This is a genomic window from Kribbella sp. NPDC006257 (genome assembly GCF_040613535.1).
GTDB lineage: Bacteria > Actinomycetota > Actinomycetes > Propionibacteriales > Kribbellaceae > Kribbella.
Genome location: NZ_JBEXSJ010000021.1, coordinates 113,130 through 129,250, shown reverse-complemented (window position 1 = coordinate 129,250; position 16,121 = coordinate 113,130). Strand labels below are relative to the sequence as shown.

Below are 16,121 nucleotides of genomic sequence, written 5' to 3'. Positions count from 1 at the left end.
CGTCTGGGTAGTCACCCCAAAGATTCTGCCTGCCCGCACCGACAAAACCCGTTCAGCCTTTGCCGATCACCAAAGCGGCCTGGATCGAGGCCGCGACCATCCCGCCCAGGAGCAGAAAAGCACCCCCCGTGTCCCACGCCACCGCGAGGAAGAACGCGGTGGCGTACCCGATCGCAGATCCGAAGAGGACCACGCTGCGCCGCTTGATGCCCAGTACGCCGAACAGGATCGGGCTGGCGAGGCCGAACGTCACGAGCGGGACCGCGGCCCCGAGCAGCTTGAGCACCACGACCTTCCAGTTGGTCCGCACCTTCGATGCCGCAGGGACAGGCTGGGTAGCCGTGATCGGTCCCTGCGGCAGCTGGGAAGCGGTGATCGGTTCCTGCGGTAGCGAGGTCCGTTGCTCGATCTGCCAGCGGAGGGCGAGCAGGCGGCCGGAGGCGCCGTACCCACGGACGGCCAGCGCGATGCGCTGGAACTCCTCGAAGGTGCCGAAGGCCTCGGGCCGGCGGCCGGCCCGGTCGAGGGCGACCATCTTGACCGCCCGGAGCCGCTCGCTGAGCGGGTATTCGGTGACCCATCGGGTCACCTTCCGGAGCAACTCGGCGGCGTTCTCGTCCAGCTCGATCTCCGCGAGTTCCTCGAGCACGGCACAGCGGGCCTCGCCGATCCGCGCCCGGGCGGCGGCGAAGGCAGCGCCTTGCAGACCGGTCAGCGGCTCGTCCCGCCACATCCCGAGCGCCTGGCGCAAAGCCGCGGCCGCTTCGCCGGGCCGGTGGGCCGCCCGGAGCCGCCGAGCCCGCTCGTACAGGTCGCTGAACACGGTGGTGTCCAGGTCATCGGGCTCGACACAGACCATGTAGCTGCCGTTGTTCAGCGCCACCAGCCGTCCACCGGCCGGATCCGGCTCGGCCGGGTCGATGATCCGGTCCAGGGCGGCGAACAGTCCGCTGACCGCCGTCGCGTGATCGCTCATCAGCGGCAGTGCGGGCCAGACCGCCTCCACGATGCGAGGTAGCGGCACCGCCTCGTTCGGCTGGATCAGGAGAACCGCCAGCAGGGCCTTCAGGTCGGCCCGGTCCAGCGGCACGTCCCGTCCCCCGCGGACGATCCGCAGCGGCCCGAGGATCTCGTACCGCACGGCCTCGCCGACTGCCATCCATCCCCCTCGTTCTCGACCGCCAAGCCTAGAGCCGTACGGGGTCGGCCATAGCTAGGCCCCCGGGACCACCTGGTCCCGGGGGCCGTTGCTTTGTGCCGCTCCTCCCGAAGTGCTCCTCCGGCGTCAGACGGCCAGCCGGATCACGCCGTAGTCGTAGCCACGGCGGCGGTAGACGACGCTCGGCTGGTTCTCGTCGGCGTCGACGAACAGGTAGAAATCGTGCCCGACCAGTTCCAGCTCGTAGAGCGCCTGGTCCAGCGACATCGGCTTCGCGGTGTGGGTCTTCTCGCGCATCACCAGCGGCCCGTCACCGGTCACCGTCAGCGAACCGAACTTCTGGGTGGTCACCTCGTCCTCGGCGGCCGGCTCTTCCACCGGCGGCGCATAGCCGTTGGCCGGCTGCTTCGCGGCGACGTGCCGCAGTCCTTCGGGGGCGTGCTGACCGGTGTGCACGCGGCGGCGGTCGGCCGCCTTGCGGACCTGGGCCCGCAACCGGTCCAGGCTGACGTCGAACGCCGCCTGCTTGGTCTCACCACACGCCTCGGCGCGGACTACCGGTCCCTTCGTATACATGGTGAGTTCGACACGCATCGCCCGGTCGTGCTGTCGCGGGTTCTTCTCCTGGCTTACCTCTACCTCGCATCGCAGTACCCGGTGATCGACCTTCTCGATCCGTTCGAGTTTTTCCTCGACGTACTGCCGGAAGCGGTCACTGACCTCGCAGTGATGACCCTTGACAACGACGTCCACGGAAACCTCCATCGATCGGCGACTCTGTTACGTCTTCGGACCCCCGTTACCTTTGATCGAGTGCCCGAAACGACAACACCCGCTCTGCGGCCCGGCGGACCCGGTGGGGAGGAATCCGGCTGATCCGGTCCTGGCCCACATCGCTGTCCGACAAGCCCAAGCGGGTGTCATAGGCCAACGCTAGTCGGCTTCGGCGAAAACCGGTAGGGAAGTTCTCATGAACCGGATGCCGGCCGACGGGGTGTGGCGGCAACGACCGCACATCCGAGCACCGGAATTCCGCGCGCCGACAGCGCCCGGGCCGCCTCCGTGAGCGTGGAACCGGTGGTCAGCACGTCGTCCACCAGCAGGACCGGTTGATCCGTCAGTCTTTCAGCCCAGCGCGAACGGGCCGCGAAAGCCCCGGCCAGATTGGCCGCTCGTTCCCCGGCCGACAGTCCGGCCTGGTCCGCGGGCCGCCGTACGACGGCGAGTGCGTCCGCCAGCCGGACGTCGTACCCCTGCCGTCGTAGCTCTTTCACCGACGCGATCACCACCCGCCGCAAGGGATCGTGGCCCCGGCGTCGCACCGTGGCCGGCGTCGACGGGACCGGACAGAGCCACGCCGCCCGCTCTTCCCCGAGCGCCGTTCGGACCGATCTGGCCAGTGCTTCGCCGAGCGGCCGGGCCAGCGCGTAGTGGCCCTCTTCCTTGTGCGCGAGGATCACCTTGCGCAACACCCCGGCGTACGGCGCTGTGGCGGTCGGCGTGGGCAGTCCGGGCGGCGCCGGGTCGGGCCAGGCGGTAAACGGAGTCGCTCCGCTCAGTTCCGCAGTACAGGCATCGCAGACCGCTGGTCCCGGCTCCTGGCAGCCCGCGCACGCGCCGCCCAGCACGAGATCGACGAACGCATCCCGCAGTCCCACCCCGCCAGCACCTCAGCCCGGGTAGACCGGCGTGATGGGCGGCGGCTTGCTGGTCTGGTCGTCGTCCTGCCAGCTGAGGTCCTTGAGCTGCCAGTGCAGCTGACCCTTGGTGTCCTTGATCACCGGGAACGTGTCGCTGTTCGGGGTCGAGGCGATCCGATCGGCCTCGAAAGCGCTGCTGGCGCCGGGGAGCAGGTGGAACTGCGATCCGTCGGTGTTGACCTGGTAGGGCTGGCTGTCACTGCTCGGGGTCGACCGGCCCGCGACCAGGATGCCGTTCTGGTTCCAGGCGACGTCGGAGATCGCGGCCAGCGGCAGCTCGAGTTTGCGGAACTGGCCCAGCTTCAGCTGCTTGGCGTCGGTGAACTGGATCGTCGCCGTCTCGACATGCTGCTGACCTGCCGGTGTTTTCATCAGCAGTAGGGCGCGGACGCCGTCGGGGGCCATCCGCAGCGCGACCGGCGTGTCCGTGCCGAAGTCGGCGGCCACTTCGGTCACCTTGCCGTCCCGGTCGCGCACCCGCAGCCGCGGCTTGGTATCGGCCCGGTCCAGGATCCAGAGATTCTCCTGGTAGTCGTAGCTCGGCCGGAGCACGGTGCCGGCGGCCTTGATGGTCACCGGCTTGTCACTGCGGTTGGTGGCGTCCAGCAGCGCGTACTGAACCACCGGGTCGCCGTGCACCGTGGTCACGATCGCACCGGAGTCCCCACGCAGGTTGACGGCCAGCGAGTTGGCGTAGCTCGCGAACAGCTGGCTGACGTCGAGCGGCACGGCGGCGATGTCCTGGGCGCCGTCCAGGCCGACGATGTGCTGGATCTTGCCGTTGCGGAGCCCGTAGAGCTCCTTGAGCGCCGGAGCCGAGGACGCCGAGTCGAACTGCCCGAGGCTCGCGACGGACAGCTCGGGCTGCTCGTCGATCAGCGGGGCACCGCCGACGGTGATCCGGACCCGCGGACTGATGTTCCGCAGCGTCCAGACGATCTGGGCCGCCAGCTGCTTACGTTCGTTGGGGCCGAGCACCTGCGCGGCGTCGCTGAGCGCGACGGTGGCCGTACTGAGCTCCACCGGCACCGATACGTTCACCTGGGTGCCGGGTGGTGCAGCGCTCACGACGCCGTTGCCGAACCGGCTGGTCGGGCCTTTCAGCAGCTCCTGGACGAGCTGGGTGGCGACCTGCCCCGGCGGCAGGTTGACCGGCAGGAAGACCGGGTCGGGCACCAGTGTCTGCCGGTCCGGAGTGAGGAAGTACAGCGATCGGGCAACGAGTCGCGACTCGAACTGATTGCTGCCCAGGTACGCGCCGTCGGGCGCGTTCGAGACCCGCTTCTGCCCGTCGACATCGGCCAGCTTGAAGATCACATCGACCATGGCGCCTTGCCGGGCCGGGGTCCAGGAGCCGCGGTTGTCGATGGTGCCCATCAACGGAGCGTGCAGCTGGACCGAACCGTCCGGCCGCATGGTGACCTCGTTCGTGGAGCTCTGGTCGTAGACGGACAGCTTCGACTCGGGCTTCCAGTCTCCCGCCGCATCCTGCGTCATGTACTGACGGGCCTGGTCGAAGTTGCTCGAGTCCGACATCGCCTCGAGGTAGGCGTTCACCAGCAGCAGCGGTGGCATGTTCGGGCGCGGTGGGTTGGCCTGGACGTTGACGCCGGCCGCGACCGGTGCCAGCCCGGCCTGGCTGCCGCTTCTGATCGGTCCCTGGGTCGGCACCGTGGCGCAGCCCGCCAGCACGGCGGTCGCCGCGATCGCGGCGGTCAGCAGTCTCGCTCTCACAGCTCGTCACCACCGGTCAGCTTCTGGTACGGCGCTCCGACGTCGACCAGCGACAGCTCGGAGACGACCCGCGGGGCATCGGCCGGCCGGGCCGGCAACGGCGAGCCGGACAAGGTGAGGTCCGGCCGGCGCGGCAGCGTGAGCCGGAAGTAAGCCCCTTCGCCGGGCGATCCCCAGGCATCCAGCCGGCCGCCGTGCAACCGGGCGTCCTCGAGCGCGATCGACAGCCCCAGCCCGGTACCGCCGGTGGTCCTGGCCCGGGCCGGGTCGGCCCGCCAGAACCGGCTGAACACCATCTCCGCCTCGTCCGCCCGGAACCCGATGCCGTGGTCGCGGACGGCGACCGCCGCGGCCTCGTCGTCGAACGCGGTGATGATCTTGATCGGGGCGCCCTCGCTGTGCTCGATCGCGTTGCCGATCAGGTTGCGCAGGATCCGCTCGATCCGGCGCGCGTCGACCTGCGCGCGGCACGGCTCGGGCATCTCCAGCTGCACCTCGCAGCCCTTGCGGTGCAGCAGCGTCTCGTGGTTCTCCAGTACCCGGGCGACGATGTCGCGCAGGTCGATGTCCTCCAGGTCGAGCGCGGCCGCACCGGCGTCGAACCGGCTGATCTCGAGCAGGTCGGCGAGCAGTTCCTCGAACCGGTTGAGCTCGTTCTGCAGCAGCTCGATCGACCGCCGGGTCATCGGGTCGAAGTCGTCCTTGGCCTCGTGCAGCAGGTCGGCCGCCATCCGGACGGTGGTGAGCGGGGTGCGCAGCTCGTGCGACACGTCGGAGACGAACCGGCGCTGCAGCCGGGAGAGTTCTTCCAGCCGGCGGATCTGCTGCTGCAGGTTGCTGGCCATCTTGTTGAAGGAGACCGCGAGCCGAGCCAGGTCGTCGGTGCCGCGGACCTGCATCCGCTCCTCCAGCTTGCCGGCCGCGAGCCGCTCGGCGATCCGGCGGGCCATCCGGACCGGGGTGACGACCTGGCGGGTGACCAGCCAGGCGACCGCGCCGAGCAGCAGGATCAGCAGCAACCCCGCACTCACCAAGGCGCGCTGGACGACGTCGAGCGTCTCCTGCTGGGCCGTCAGCGGGAACAGGAAGTAGACCTCGTAGTGCTCACCGGTCGAGTTCACCCGCAGCTGCGAACCGATCGCCAGGCCGGGCTGGCTCGCCTCACCCTTGTAGTCGAGCCGGGTGTAGGTGTCGAACAGCTTGGTCTCGTCGGTCGCCACGCTGGCCCGCAGCGCGGCCGGGATCGACTCCTGCTTGACCAGTCCGGTGGCCCGGATCGCGTTCGACCCGGTGTTGGCGGTCGGCATCACGACCACGTCGTACAGGCCGGCCCGGTTGGAGCCGAGGACCAGCTGGGACAGGCTCTGCGGGATCACCGCCGGATCGGCGGCGTTGATCGCGTTGGACAGCGTCGCGAGCTGCGCGGCGGCTTCCTTCTGCGCGCTGTCGCGACGCGACTCCAGTACGCCGTCGGTGACCTGGCTCATCATCACCCAGCCGACCAGGATCAGCACGACGGTCGACATCAGCAGCGTGCCGGTGACGATCCGGGCCTGGATCGAGCGGCGCCAGACGTCCGGCCAGTGCCGGATCGGGGTCCGCCACAGCGGCTGCGGCTGGGCGTGCCAGTCCACCCCGGCGGCGGTGAGCTCGATCTCGGTTCCGCGGGGTTCCGGCTCGTGGTCCGGCAACGCCCCCTGCGACTGGTCGTCGCGGCCGTACTCGATCAGTCCGCACCCGCCTTGTAGCCGACACCGCGGACCGTGACCACGATCTCGGGGTGCTCGGGATCCTTCTCGATCTTGGACCGCAGCCGCTGGACGTGCACGTTCACCAGCCGGGTGTCGGCGGCGTGCCGGTAGCCCCAGACCTGCTCGAGCAGCACCTCGCGGGTGAACACCTGCCACGGCTTGGAGGCCAGGCAGACCAGCAGGTCGAACTCCAGCGGGGTGAGCTGGATCGTCTCGCCGCTGCGCTTGACCGAGTGGCCGGCCACGTCGATGGTCAGGTCGCCGATGGTCAGCGACTCCGGGCCGGGCTCGTCCATCCGGCGCAGCCGGGCCCGGATCCGGGCCACCAGCTCCTTGGGCTTGAACGGCTTCACCACGTAGTCGTCGGCGCCGGACTCCAGGCCGAGCACCACGTCGACGGTGTCGCTCTTCGCGGTCAGCATCACGATCGGTACGCCGGACTCGGCCCGGATCGCCCGGCAGACGTCGATCCCGTCCATCCCCGGCAGCATCAGGTCGAGCAGCAGCAGGTCGGGCTTGAACTCACGGAACGCAGACACCGCCTTGTCGCCGGTGGCGACCAGATAGGTGTCGTAGCCCTCGTTGCGCAGCACGATGCTGAGCATCTCGGACAACGCCGTGTCGTCGTCGACGATGAGGACTCGGCCCCGCATCGTCCGGTTACCTTCAGCCACGCCCTGCTCCTTGCCGGTCCGGATTGTCGTGCGCGCCCGGCGGCTGCCGGTCGTACGCACTACGGATAGTGTCCCATTCCCGGGGTAGTGCACACGCCGGATCGCCGGGTGGACACCAGTTGCCGGCGGTTTGGACCGTCCGGGCTGTGATCATGGTGCACATTCGCCGCCCGGGACAACCCGGCGGGGGCCTTGGGAGGGAGGCACGGCATGCGGGACGACATCGGCGTCCGGGAGAGCTCCGCCGAGCCGCTGCGACCCTGGCTGCCCGCCGATCTGCTCGACAACGCCGCCCGGACCATCTCCGACAACAAGACCATCATGCTCGGTCTGCCGGTGCTGGCCGGCGTCGCGCTGACCGCCGTCCAGGCGCTGCTCACCCAGCTGACCGTGCCGGGCGGGATCAGCGGCTTCTTCGGCGCCGACGGCCCGCTCGAACAAGCCGGCGCGGCGGCGCTGGTGATCTACGCCGTCCAGCTGATCCTCTTCATCCTGGTCTCCAGCATGCTGTCCGGGATCATCGCGCTCGCCGCGGTCCGCAGCCAGCTCGCGCATCGGGTCGGGCCCAAGGAACTGCTGAGGCTGGTCCGCCCGTCCTTGCCGGCACTGGCCGCGGTGGGTCTTCTCCAGTCGCTCTCGCTCGTCCTGCTGATGGCCGGCTGGGGGCTCGCCGTCTTCGGCATCGGCGCCGGGACAGATGCCGCCATCTCGTCCGGCGCGGCCACCGGCATCGCTATTCTGCTGATCCTGGTCGGTGGCCTGTTGGCCATTCTGGTCGGTCTACGCCTCGTCCTGGCCGGGACAGTCGTCCTGATGGAAGGCAAGCACGCACCGGACATCGGGCTCTACATCCCCGTTCGGGTGGGGATCTGGGGCTCGCTCAGGCGGTCCTGGCGACTCGTGAAGGGCCGGTTCTGGCGCGTCTTCGGCATCCTGCTGTTCGCCGGTGTGGTCGTGAACATCGTCAGCTATGCCTTGCAGTACGGCATCACCACCTTGTTCCTCACCCTGGGTTCCTGGGCAGATGACAGCGACACCACCGGCGCGACGGTCGTCACCATCGTGGTCGGAGCCGCTGCTGTGGCCGCCACTGTCCTGACACTGGTCGCCAGCCTGGCTTTCATCGCCGCGGTCCAGGCACTGATCTATCTGGACCTCAGAGTCCGTCGTGAAGGGCTCGACCTCTGGATGCGCCCAGTTCTCAAACCAACGCAGCGGCAGGGCTGGTGATGTCCTGATGGAGCTGGATCCGTTGACGCGACTTGAACCACCGGTCGACATCAGCCGCAGCGACGCAGCCGCGGAGGCCGCCAAGGAGCTGTCCAAGCCGGTCTACGGTCAGGCGAGCGACGGCCTCATCTCCAGAGCCGTCAACAAGGTCATGGACTGGATAGCGGACCTCCTGGACAACATGGTCGGTACGTCGAGCAACGGTCACCTCGGCCTGGTCCTGCTGGTGCTGCTGTTCGCCCTGATCGTCGTGGTGGTCCTCTGGCGCGCAGGAGTCCTCCGTACTACGCGCAGCAACCCGCGTGCAGTCTTCGACACCGACAAGCCCCGTACTGCGTCTGCCTACCGCGAGCAGGCGGAGCAAGAGGCGGCTGCTGGTGACTACGCGGGCGCAGTACGGAGTCGCTTCCGTGCCTGCGTCGCGGAGCTCACCGAGCGCACTGTCCTCGACGAGCGGGCCGGGCGTACGGCGTACGAGGCTGTGGCGGATGCCGGCCGCGCAGTACCGGCTCTCAATGACGTGCTGCGGCCGGCTGCGCTCGTGTTCACGGAGGTTGTCTACGGCAACCGTCCCGGTACGCCGGAGCGGTATGCGCTCGTGGTCGCAGCGGACGAGGCTGCTCGCAAGGTGTCGACGCGGATGCTGGTCCAGGGATGAGTACGGCGACTACTGCGGTCGGGCGAAGTGGTGCGGAGAGCTGGCGGGTGCTGCGGCTGCCGCTGCTCATCACCGGCGTCGTCGTGCTGGGTGTCCTGGTGATGATGATCCTCACCGCGTCACGGACGTCGGGGCCGTTCAGTCCCGACTCTGCCGAGCCCACCGGCGCCAAGGCGCTCGCGGGTCTGCTGCAGAACCACGGCGTCGACGTGCTCGGCACGCAGGACCTGCAGGACGCGGTTGGTAGTGGCACCGACAGGACGCTGCTGGTCGCGCCGGGTGGTTCGCTGGATCGCTCCGGCTGGCAGCGGATCGCCGATGCGCACTGGAGCCACCTGGTGCTGGTGCGACCGAGTTACCTGGCGCTCGAGGTGCTGGCGCCCGGCGTACATGATGCAACTGCGACTCTGTCCAAGGGCAGTCGTGCGCCGGACTGCGAGCTGAAGGAGGCCGTGCAGTCGGGGACGGTGACGGTGGCGGGCACGTCGTACACGGCACCTGCATCGGCCAAGGCCTGCTACGGCGACGGGATCAACCACACGGTGGTCCGGCTCGAGAGCGAGGGCCGGATCGTCGACGTGATCGGATCACCACGGACGTTCACCAACGCGGAGCTGGCCAACGACGGGAATGCAGCACTCGCGCTGAACCTGATCGGCACGCACCTGGAGCTGGTCTGGTACCTCCCCCAGTTCGAGAACACCAGTACCTCCGCCAATTCGGACGGTCCGCCGTTGGTCCCGCCGGATGTCCGGTACGTCGCGTGGGCGCTCGCCTTCGCCGCGTTCGTCGTGGCGCTCTGGCGCGGCCGGCGACTCGGCCCGGTCGTCGCTGAACCACTGCCGGTCATCGTGCATGCCGCGGAGACCACCGAAGGCAGGGCGCGGCTCTACCGGCGTTCCCGCGCCAGGGACCGTGCTGCTGCCGCACTGCGCGAGTCGGCGATCGGCAAGCTGTACAAGGCGCACGGCATCCCGCGACGTGCCGAGCCGGCCGCTGTCGTCGCAACTGTTGCCGCTCGCACCGGTCGTGATCCGGCGATGCTGTACGAACTGCTCTACGGTTGGCCACCGGTCGACGACGCGGCCCTCATGTCTTTGTCCCAACAGCTCGACTTGCTTACCCAGGAGGTAAGACGCCCGTGACTGCTGAACCTGCCCAGGTGACTCCCGAGCGCGCTCGGCAAGCCTTGGTCGAGCTACGGACCGAGATCGGCAAGGCGGTGGTCGGCCAGGACACGGCTGTCACCGCACTGGTGCTCGCCCTGCTCTGCCGCGGCCACGTGCTGCTCGAAGGCGTGCCCGGTACGGCGAAGACGCTGATGGTCCGGGCGCTGTCGATGGCGATGCGACTGGACACCAAGCGGGTGCAGTTCACCCCGGACCTGATGCCTGGTGACGTCACCGGGTCCCTGGTGTACGACGCGAAGAGCAGCGAGTTCGAGTTCCGGCCCGGGCCGGTGTTCACCAACATCCTGCTCGCGGACGAGATCAACCGGACGCCACCGAAGACGCAGGCCGCCCTGCTGGAGGCGATGGAGGAGCGCCAGGTCACTGTCGACGGCACGCCTCGCAAGCTGCCTTCTCCTTTCGTGGTTGCCGCGACCCAGAACCCGATCGAGTACGAGGGCACCTATCCGTTGCCTGAGGCACAGCTGGACCGGTTCCTGCTCAAGGTGACGCTGGACATCCCGCCGCGCGATGCGGAGATCGCCGTACTGGCCCGGCACGCTCGTGGGTTCGACCCGCGTGATCTGGAGGCGGCTGGGTTGAGGCCTGTCGCCGGGCCCGAGGACCTGCTTGCCGGTCAGGCGGCGGTACGGCGGGTCGCAGTACGGGATGACGTGCTGGCTTATGTGGTGGACCTGTGTCGCGCTACCCGGCAGTCGCCGTCGCTGCAGCTCGGGGTGTCCCCACGTGGGGCTACTGCGTTGCTGGCGGTTGCGCGTGCTTGGGCATGGCTGTCGGGACGCGACTATGTGATTCCTGATGATGTGAAGGCGATGGCGCGTCCTTGCCTTCGGCATCGAGTACAGATCCGCCCCGAGGCCGAGCTGGAAGGCGTAACGGCGGACGCTGTGCTGGAGAGCGTGCTGGCTACTGTGCCGGTGCCCCGGTGAACTGATGGTTGTCACCGGGCGGGCTGGAGCGCTGGCCAGTCTTGGCGTGCTCTTTGTCGCACTGCTGATGCCGCGCTGGGGTGGTGTCGGTGTGGTGGTTGCTGTGGTGTTGCTGGTCTGCCTAGTGGACCTGTTGCTCGCTGGCTCGCCGCGGCGGTTGCAGTTGACGCGCGAGGGCGACACCGCAGTACGGCTTGGTGAGCAGGCTGTGGTGACGTTGCTGGTGGCGAATCCGGGGCGGCGGGTGCGCGGGCTGCTTCGGGATGCCTGGCCGCCTTCGGCCGGCGTACTGGATCCGCCGCACAAGCTTGACCTGCCTACTGGGGAACGGCGTCGGCTCACGACGCACCTGGTGCCGACCCGGCGTGGGGACCGGCAGGCCTATCGGGTGACTGTGCGGTCGATCGGGCCGCTGGGGTTCGCCGGCCGGCAGCGGTCACACATGGTGCCGTGGACTGTGCGGGCGTTGCCGCCGTTCAAGTCGCGCAAGCACCTACCGTCGCGGCTTGCCCGGTTGCGGGAGCTGGATGGCCGAACCGCCTTGCTGGTAAGAGGTCAGGGGACAGAGTTCGATTCGCTGCGCGACTACGTGCCGGGCGACGACGTCCGGAGCATCGACTGGCGGGCTACTGCGCGACGAGGCAGCGTCGTACTCCGTACGTGGCGACCCGAGCGAGACCGGCAGGTCGCCATCGTGATCGACTCCGGCCGGATGTCGGCTGGTCGCGTCGGCGATGCACCCAGGTTGGATCATGCGATGGACGCGGCGCTGCTGCTGGCCGCTCTCGCGACTCGCGCCGGCGACCGGGTTTCCTTGCTGGCTTGCGATTCACAGGTGCGCGCCGACGTACGACGGCCTGCTCCTGAGGACGTGCTGCCGTCCTTCGTCAACGCTCTGGCGAATGTCGATGCGGAGCTGGTCCAGACCGACTTCCGGATCGTGGTCTCCCAGGTGCTCGAGCGGCTGGGCCAACGCTCCCTCGTCGTACTGTTGACCGGTCTCGATCCCGCGGTCATCGAGGAGTCCCTGCTCCCCGTCATCGGCCCGCTGCTGCGCCGGCACGTCGTCGTCCTGGCCTCGGTCGCCGACCCCCGCCTCACCGCGATGGAGGCCGCCCGCTCCGACCTCATCGAGCTGTACGGCGCCGCCTCCGCCGCCCGCACGCGGCTGGATCGAGAACGAGTCACCGCCGTCCTCACCCGAGCCGGCGTCACCGTCGTCGACGAAGACCCCGACCACATCGCCCCGGCCTTGGCCGACACCTACCTCACCTTGAAAAAGTCCGGCCGGCTCTAACCATTCAGGTGGCAGGCGGTTTGGGGTTCGGGCGTGGCTGGGAGGACCGGGAGGAGGGTGGTTCGGCAGGTGGGTGCGATGGGGTTGCCGGCGGCTACTACCTGGCAGCGGGGGTGGAAGCGGCAGCCGGTGGGGATGCGGGTGGGGTCCGGGGGTTCGCCGGTGAGGACGATGCGTTCCGGGGACTCGGGGAGGACCGAGAGGAGCGCCTGGGTGTAGGGGTGCTGGGGAGATCGCAGGACCTCTTCGGTGCGGCCGGACTCGACGATGCGGCCCAGGTACATGACGGCGACCCGGTCGGCGATGTTCCACGCCAGGCCCAGGTCGTGCGTCACCACCAGGGCCGAGAGGCCGAGGTCGTCACGGAGGCGGAGCAACAGCGCCAGGATCTCGCCGCGGACGGAGGCGTCGAGGGAGGCGACCGGTTCGTCGGCGACGAGGACTTTCGGGTTCAGGGCAAGGGCTCCTGCGATGACGACTCGTTGCCGTTGGCCGCCGGACAGTTCGTGGGGGTAGCGGAGGAAGAAGCGCTCCGGCGGTCGCAGACCCGCTCGGGACAGGGCTTCGGCGACGACCTCCTCCTCGTCCGGGAGGCCATGGATTCGGGGGCCTTCGGCAACTGCTTCGTAGACGGTCTGGCGGGGGTTGAGGGAACCCATCGGGTCCTGCAGCACCAGTTGGACCTGGCGGCGGTAGGCCTTCAGCGCGCGCGAGCGGTAGCTGAGCGGCGTACCGGCGTACGAGATCTGGCCTGAGGTGGGGCGTTCGAGGCCCAGCAGGGTGCGGGCGAGGGTGGTCTTGCCGCAGCCGGATTCGCCGACCAGGGCGACGATCTCGCCGTCCCCGATGGACAGGTTCACGCCGTCGACGGCGCGCGCCCGGCGGCCGTGCGAGGCGAACTCGACCGACAGCTCCGTTGCCTCTAGCACGCATCCTCCTCAACCAGTACGCAGGCCGCCGTACGCCGGTCGTCCACTCGCCGGAGGTCGATCGGATTCGTCGAGCAGGTGTCGAGCGCGACCGGGCAGCGCGGGTGGAAGGAGCAACCGGTCGGAAGCTGCATCGGGTCCGGTGGATCCCCGGGAAGGCCTTGCGGGGCGAGCCGCGAGGCCGGATCGCCGACCGTCGGGAAGGCGGCCGCGAGCGCCTGGCTGTAGGGGTGCCGGAAGGTGTCATCCGAAGGACCGGTCTCGACCACGCGTCCGGCGTACATGACCGCCAGCCGGTCGCAGGTGTCGGCCAGCACGGACAGGTCGTGCGAGATCATCAGCAACGAGATCCCCTGCGACGCGATCAGGTCCTTGATCAAGGTCAGCATCTGCGCCTGGACCATCAGGTCGAGCGCGGTGGTCGGCTCGTCGGCGATGATCAACTGAGGCTCGCAGGCAAGCGCCATCGCAATCATCACCCGCTGCCGCTGGCCACCGGACACCTCGTGCGGATAGCTGCGCGCACGCCAGGCCGGTAGTCCGACCTGTTCCAGCAACTCCACGACCCGTCGGCGGGCCTTGTCGGGCGTGGCGAGTTTGTGGACGAGAAGCGGCTCGGCGATCTGGTCGCCGATCCGCTGCACCGGATTGAGGCCGTGCTGCGCGCCCTGGAAGACGATCGACGCCTCGGCCCAGCGGACCGCTCGCAGCCGTCCCCAGTTCATCGTCAGCACGTCCTCGCCGCCGAGCAGGATCCGGCCACTGACCCGCGCGTCGCGAGGGAGCAATCGCAGCAGGGCAAGGGCAAGAGTGGACTTGCCGGAGCCCGACTCGCCGACGACGCCCAGGGCCTCACCCGGCGCCAGGGCAAGGGAGACACCCCGTACTGCGGGAACCTCGCCGGCCGCGATCCGGTAGGTGACGGACAGGTCGTCCAGCTCGAGCAGAGTCATCACGCCGCCCTGCGGAGTCGCGGATTGAGCACGGATTCCAGCGCCCGGCCGCAGAGCGTGAAGGCCAGTACGACGATCACGATGCAGAGTCCGGGAACGAGGATGTACCACCAGGCGCCGGAGGTGGCTGCGCCCCAGTCGTAGGAGCCGCGCAGCATGGTGCCCCAGGAGGTCTTGTTCGCGCTGACCCCGAGGAACGCCAGCGTGGACTCGGTGACGATCGCGCTCGCCACCTCGAGCGTAGTACTTGCCAGGAGCAACGGTGCGACATTGGGCAGTACGTGCCGGGTGGTGATGTGCCAGTGCCCGCCACCCAATGCCTGCGAGCGTTCGATGTAGGGACGCGCCTCGACGGCCAGCGTCTGCGCGCGGATCAGCCGCGCCGTGGACGGCCAGGAAGTGACGCCGATCGCCGCGATGATGGTGACCGTGCTGCCGCCGAGGATCGCGGCCAGCACCAGCGCGGTGACCAGCGACGGCAGCACCAGGAACCAGTCGGTCACCCGCATCACGACGGCACCGATCCAGCCGCGGAAGTGTCCGGCGGCGATCCCGAGGACGGTGCCGATCACCATGCTGAGCAGCGCCGCGAGGAATCCGATCAGCAGCGACGTCCGCGATCCCCACCAGATCATCAGCAGCACCGAACGGCCCGACTCGTCCGTACCGAGCGGGTCGTGCCAGTTCGGTGGCGCCAGCTTGGCCCCGGTGCCGCTGACCACGTTCGTCACCCCGGCGTCGATGAACAGCGGCGCGATCACCGCCAGCAGCACCGCGGCGACCAGGACGACCAGACCGGCGACCCCGGCCTTGTGGGTCCGGAAGGATGCCCAGAAACGCCCGAAAGCAAGGCGTCTGCGGGTCCAGGTGATGCTCATGCCGACCTCACCCTCGGGTCCAGCAGGTGGTAGACCACGTCGGCCAGCGTGTTCATCAGGATCACCGACACCGTGATCAGCAGGAACGTGCCCTGCATCAGGGTGAAGTCCGGCACCCGAATCGCCTCGTAGAACAGCTGCCCGAGCCCCGGCCAGCTGAAGATCGCCTCGACCGTGACGGCACCACCGACCACGAAGCCGATCCGCATGAACACCAGCGTCACCGTCGGCAGCAGAGCATTCGGTACTGCGTGCCGGCGGCGAATCTCGTCGTCGCGCAAACCCTTTGCGCGCGCGGTGGTCACGTAGTCCTGGCCCACCTCGTCGATCACCGACGAGCGCATCACCAGCAGGTACTGCGCGTACACGACGGCCACCATCGTCAGGCAGGGCAGCACCATGTGCTTCGCGACGTCAAGCACGTAAGCGAAACCGGACGGCGCATCCACGCTCTCGATCCCCCGGGTCGGGAAGATCCCGGGGATCGGACCGATCCCTGCCGCGAACACCATCAACAGCAGCAGACCGAGCCAGAACGTCGGCACGGACCACAGCACGAGCGAGATCCCGGTGGAGATCTTGTCGAAGCGGCTGCCCGGTTTCCAGCCCGCCCGGGCGCCCTGCCAGATCCCGAGGCTGACGGCCAGCACCAGCGCGGTACCGGTGAGCAGCAGGGTCGCGCCGATCCGCTCACCGATCAGGTCGAGCACCGGCCGCTTGTACTCGTAGGAGACGCCGAGGTCGAGATGCACGGTCTGGTTGACGAAATGGACGAACTGCTCGAGCAACGACTTGTCCAGGCCGAGCCGGTGCCGCTCCAGGTCGAGCTGCTCCGGCGTCATGTTCCGGCCTTGCGCGAGCGCCCGGACGGGATCGCCCGGAAGCAGCCGGAAGGCGAAGAAGGTCGCGACGATGACCATCGCGATACTGAGCAGCGCCCCGCCCACCTTGGCGACGGCGTACCGCAGTACGCCGTGCCGGACGGGGCGCTCCTCGATCGCCTCTGCCGCGGGTTGCGCGACGGTCATCGGCTCGCCCG

The 16,121-nt window shown here is 68.9% G+C and carries 15 protein-coding genes; 5 read left to right on the top strand and 10 right to left on the bottom strand.

Annotated elements, in window-relative coordinates; all coding sequences use genetic code 11:
• Nucleotides 1-52 precede the first annotated feature (52 nt).
• The 6 genes from ABZ004_RS24855 to mtrA form a co-directional block, all read right to left on the bottom strand.
• Nucleotides 53-1,159, bottom strand: coding sequence for a BTAD domain-containing putative transcriptional regulator (locus ABZ004_RS24855; RefSeq protein ID WP_355683209.1), 1,107 nt, complete (start codon nucleotides 1,157-1,159; stop codon nucleotides 53-55).
• 126 nt (nucleotides 1,160-1,285) lie between these two features.
• Nucleotides 1,286-1,912 (bottom strand): ribosome-associated translation inhibitor RaiA, encoded by a 627-nt coding sequence (gene raiA, locus ABZ004_RS24850; RefSeq protein ID WP_355683207.1) that lies wholly within the window; start codon nucleotides 1,910-1,912, stop codon nucleotides 1,286-1,288.
• Nucleotides 1,913-2,127: 215 nt separating this feature from the next.
• The gene (locus tag ABZ004_RS24845; protein ID WP_355683205.1) at nucleotides 2,128-2,817 is read right to left on the bottom strand and encodes a phosphoribosyltransferase family protein; all 690 of its coding nucleotides are present in this window, start codon (nucleotides 2,815-2,817) and stop codon (nucleotides 2,128-2,130) included.
• A 12-nt stretch (nucleotides 2,818-2,829) separates the two neighbouring features.
• Nucleotides 2,830-4,593, bottom strand: a complete 1,764-nt coding sequence (locus ABZ004_RS24840; protein WP_355683203.1) for an LpqB family beta-propeller domain-containing protein — start codon at nucleotides 4,591-4,593, stop codon at nucleotides 2,830-2,832.
• Nucleotides 4,590-6,284 carry an MtrAB system histidine kinase MtrB gene (gene mtrB, locus ABZ004_RS24835; RefSeq protein WP_355683201.1) on the bottom strand — a complete coding sequence of 565 codons (1,695 nt, stop codon included), beginning with the start codon at nucleotides 6,282-6,284 and terminating at the stop codon, nucleotides 4,590-4,592. The genes ABZ004_RS24840 and mtrB overlap by 4 nt, the downstream gene beginning before the upstream one ends.
• A gap of 35 nt (nucleotides 6,285-6,319) precedes the next feature.
• A complete protein-coding gene (mtrA, locus tag ABZ004_RS24830; protein ID WP_355683244.1) occupies nucleotides 6,320-6,997 on the bottom strand; it encodes an MtrAB system response regulator MtrA in 678 nt (225 codons plus the stop codon).
• 231 nt (nucleotides 6,998-7,228) lie between these two features.
• Here mtrA and ABZ004_RS24825 point away from each other — a divergent pair, with 231 nt between their 5' ends.
• The 5 genes from ABZ004_RS24825 to ABZ004_RS24805 are packed head-to-tail and all read left to right on the top strand — an operon-like array spanning nucleotide 7,229 to nucleotide 12,322.
• Nucleotides 7,229-8,248 (top strand): hypothetical protein, encoded by a 1,020-nt coding sequence (locus tag ABZ004_RS24825; RefSeq protein ID WP_355683199.1) that lies wholly within the window; start codon nucleotides 7,229-7,231, stop codon nucleotides 8,246-8,248.
• A 7-nt stretch (nucleotides 8,249-8,255) separates the two neighbouring features.
• Complete coding sequence (locus ABZ004_RS24820; protein ID WP_355683197.1) at nucleotides 8,256-8,906, top strand: DUF4129 domain-containing protein; 651 nt, start codon at nucleotides 8,256-8,258, stop codon at nucleotides 8,904-8,906.
• The gene (locus tag ABZ004_RS24815; protein WP_355683195.1) at nucleotides 8,903-10,051 is read left to right on the top strand and encodes a DUF4350 domain-containing protein; all 1,149 of its coding nucleotides are present in this window, start codon (nucleotides 8,903-8,905) and stop codon (nucleotides 10,049-10,051) included. The genes ABZ004_RS24820 and ABZ004_RS24815 overlap by 4 nt, the downstream gene beginning before the upstream one ends.
• Nucleotides 10,048-11,025, top strand: a complete 978-nt coding sequence (locus ABZ004_RS24810; RefSeq protein ID WP_355683193.1) for a MoxR family ATPase — start codon at nucleotides 10,048-10,050, stop codon at nucleotides 11,023-11,025. The genes ABZ004_RS24815 and ABZ004_RS24810 overlap by 4 nt, the downstream gene beginning before the upstream one ends.
• A 4-nt stretch (nucleotides 11,026-11,029) precedes the next feature.
• On the top strand, nucleotides 11,030-12,322 hold the full coding sequence (locus ABZ004_RS24805; RefSeq protein ID WP_355683191.1) for a DUF58 domain-containing protein: 1,293 nt from the start codon (nucleotides 11,030-11,032) through the stop codon (nucleotides 12,320-12,322).
• Here ABZ004_RS24805 and ABZ004_RS24800 read toward each other — a convergent pair.
• From ABZ004_RS24800 to ABZ004_RS24785, 4 genes are read right to left on the bottom strand one after another with little or no spacing between them, the layout of a single operon-like run.
• Nucleotides 12,319-13,251 (bottom strand): ABC transporter ATP-binding protein, encoded by a 933-nt coding sequence (locus tag ABZ004_RS24800; protein ID WP_355683189.1) that lies wholly within the window; start codon nucleotides 13,249-13,251, stop codon nucleotides 12,319-12,321. The two genes, ABZ004_RS24805 and ABZ004_RS24800, sit on opposite strands and share 4 nt — an antisense overlap.
• Nucleotides 13,245-14,204 carry an ABC transporter ATP-binding protein gene (locus ABZ004_RS24795; RefSeq protein WP_355683187.1) on the bottom strand — a complete coding sequence of 320 codons (960 nt, stop codon included), beginning with the start codon at nucleotides 14,202-14,204 and terminating at the stop codon, nucleotides 13,245-13,247. The genes ABZ004_RS24800 and ABZ004_RS24795 overlap by 7 nt, the downstream gene beginning before the upstream one ends.
• Entirely contained in the window at nucleotides 14,204-15,082 is an 879-nt protein-coding gene (locus tag ABZ004_RS24790) for an ABC transporter permease (protein ID WP_355683185.1), read from the bottom strand. The genes ABZ004_RS24795 and ABZ004_RS24790 overlap by 1 nt, the downstream gene beginning before the upstream one ends.
• A complete protein-coding gene (locus ABZ004_RS24785; RefSeq protein ID WP_355683183.1) occupies nucleotides 15,079-16,110 on the bottom strand; it encodes an ABC transporter permease in 1,032 nt (343 codons plus the stop codon). Before ABZ004_RS24785 ends, ABZ004_RS24790 begins: the two co-directional genes overlap by 4 nt.
• Nucleotides 16,111-16,121 lie beyond the last annotated feature (11 nt).

Bases quoted from the DNA above. Each gene is read 5' to 3' on its own strand.
- ABZ004_RS24855 (WP_355683209.1), bottom strand. From the start codon at position 1,159: ATGGCAGTCGGCGAGGCCGTGCGGTACGAGATCCTCGGGCCGCTGCGG.
- mtrA (WP_355683244.1), bottom strand. From the start codon at position 6,997: ATGCGGGGCCGAGTCCTCATCGTCGACGACGACACGGCGTTGTCCGAG.
- ABZ004_RS24825 (WP_355683199.1), top strand. From the start codon at position 7,229: ATGCGGGACGACATCGGCGTCCGGGAGAGCTCCGCCGAGCCGCTGCGA.
- ABZ004_RS24820 (WP_355683197.1), top strand. From the start codon at position 8,256: ATGGAGCTGGATCCGTTGACGCGACTTGAACCACCGGTCGACATCAGC.
- ABZ004_RS24815 (WP_355683195.1), top strand. From the start codon at position 8,903: ATGAGTACGGCGACTACTGCGGTCGGGCGAAGTGGTGCGGAGAGCTGG.
- ABZ004_RS24805 (WP_355683191.1), top strand. From the start codon at position 11,030: ATGGTTGTCACCGGGCGGGCTGGAGCGCTGGCCAGTCTTGGCGTGCTC.
- ABZ004_RS24795 (WP_355683187.1), bottom strand. From the start codon at position 14,204: ATGACTCTGCTCGAGCTGGACGACCTGTCCGTCACCTACCGGATCGCG.
- ABZ004_RS24790 (WP_355683185.1), bottom strand. From the start codon at position 15,082: ATGAGCATCACCTGGACCCGCAGACGCCTTGCTTTCGGGCGTTTCTGG.
- ABZ004_RS24785 (WP_355683183.1), bottom strand. From the start codon at position 16,110: ATGACCGTCGCGCAACCCGCGGCAGAGGCGATCGAGGAGCGCCCCGTC.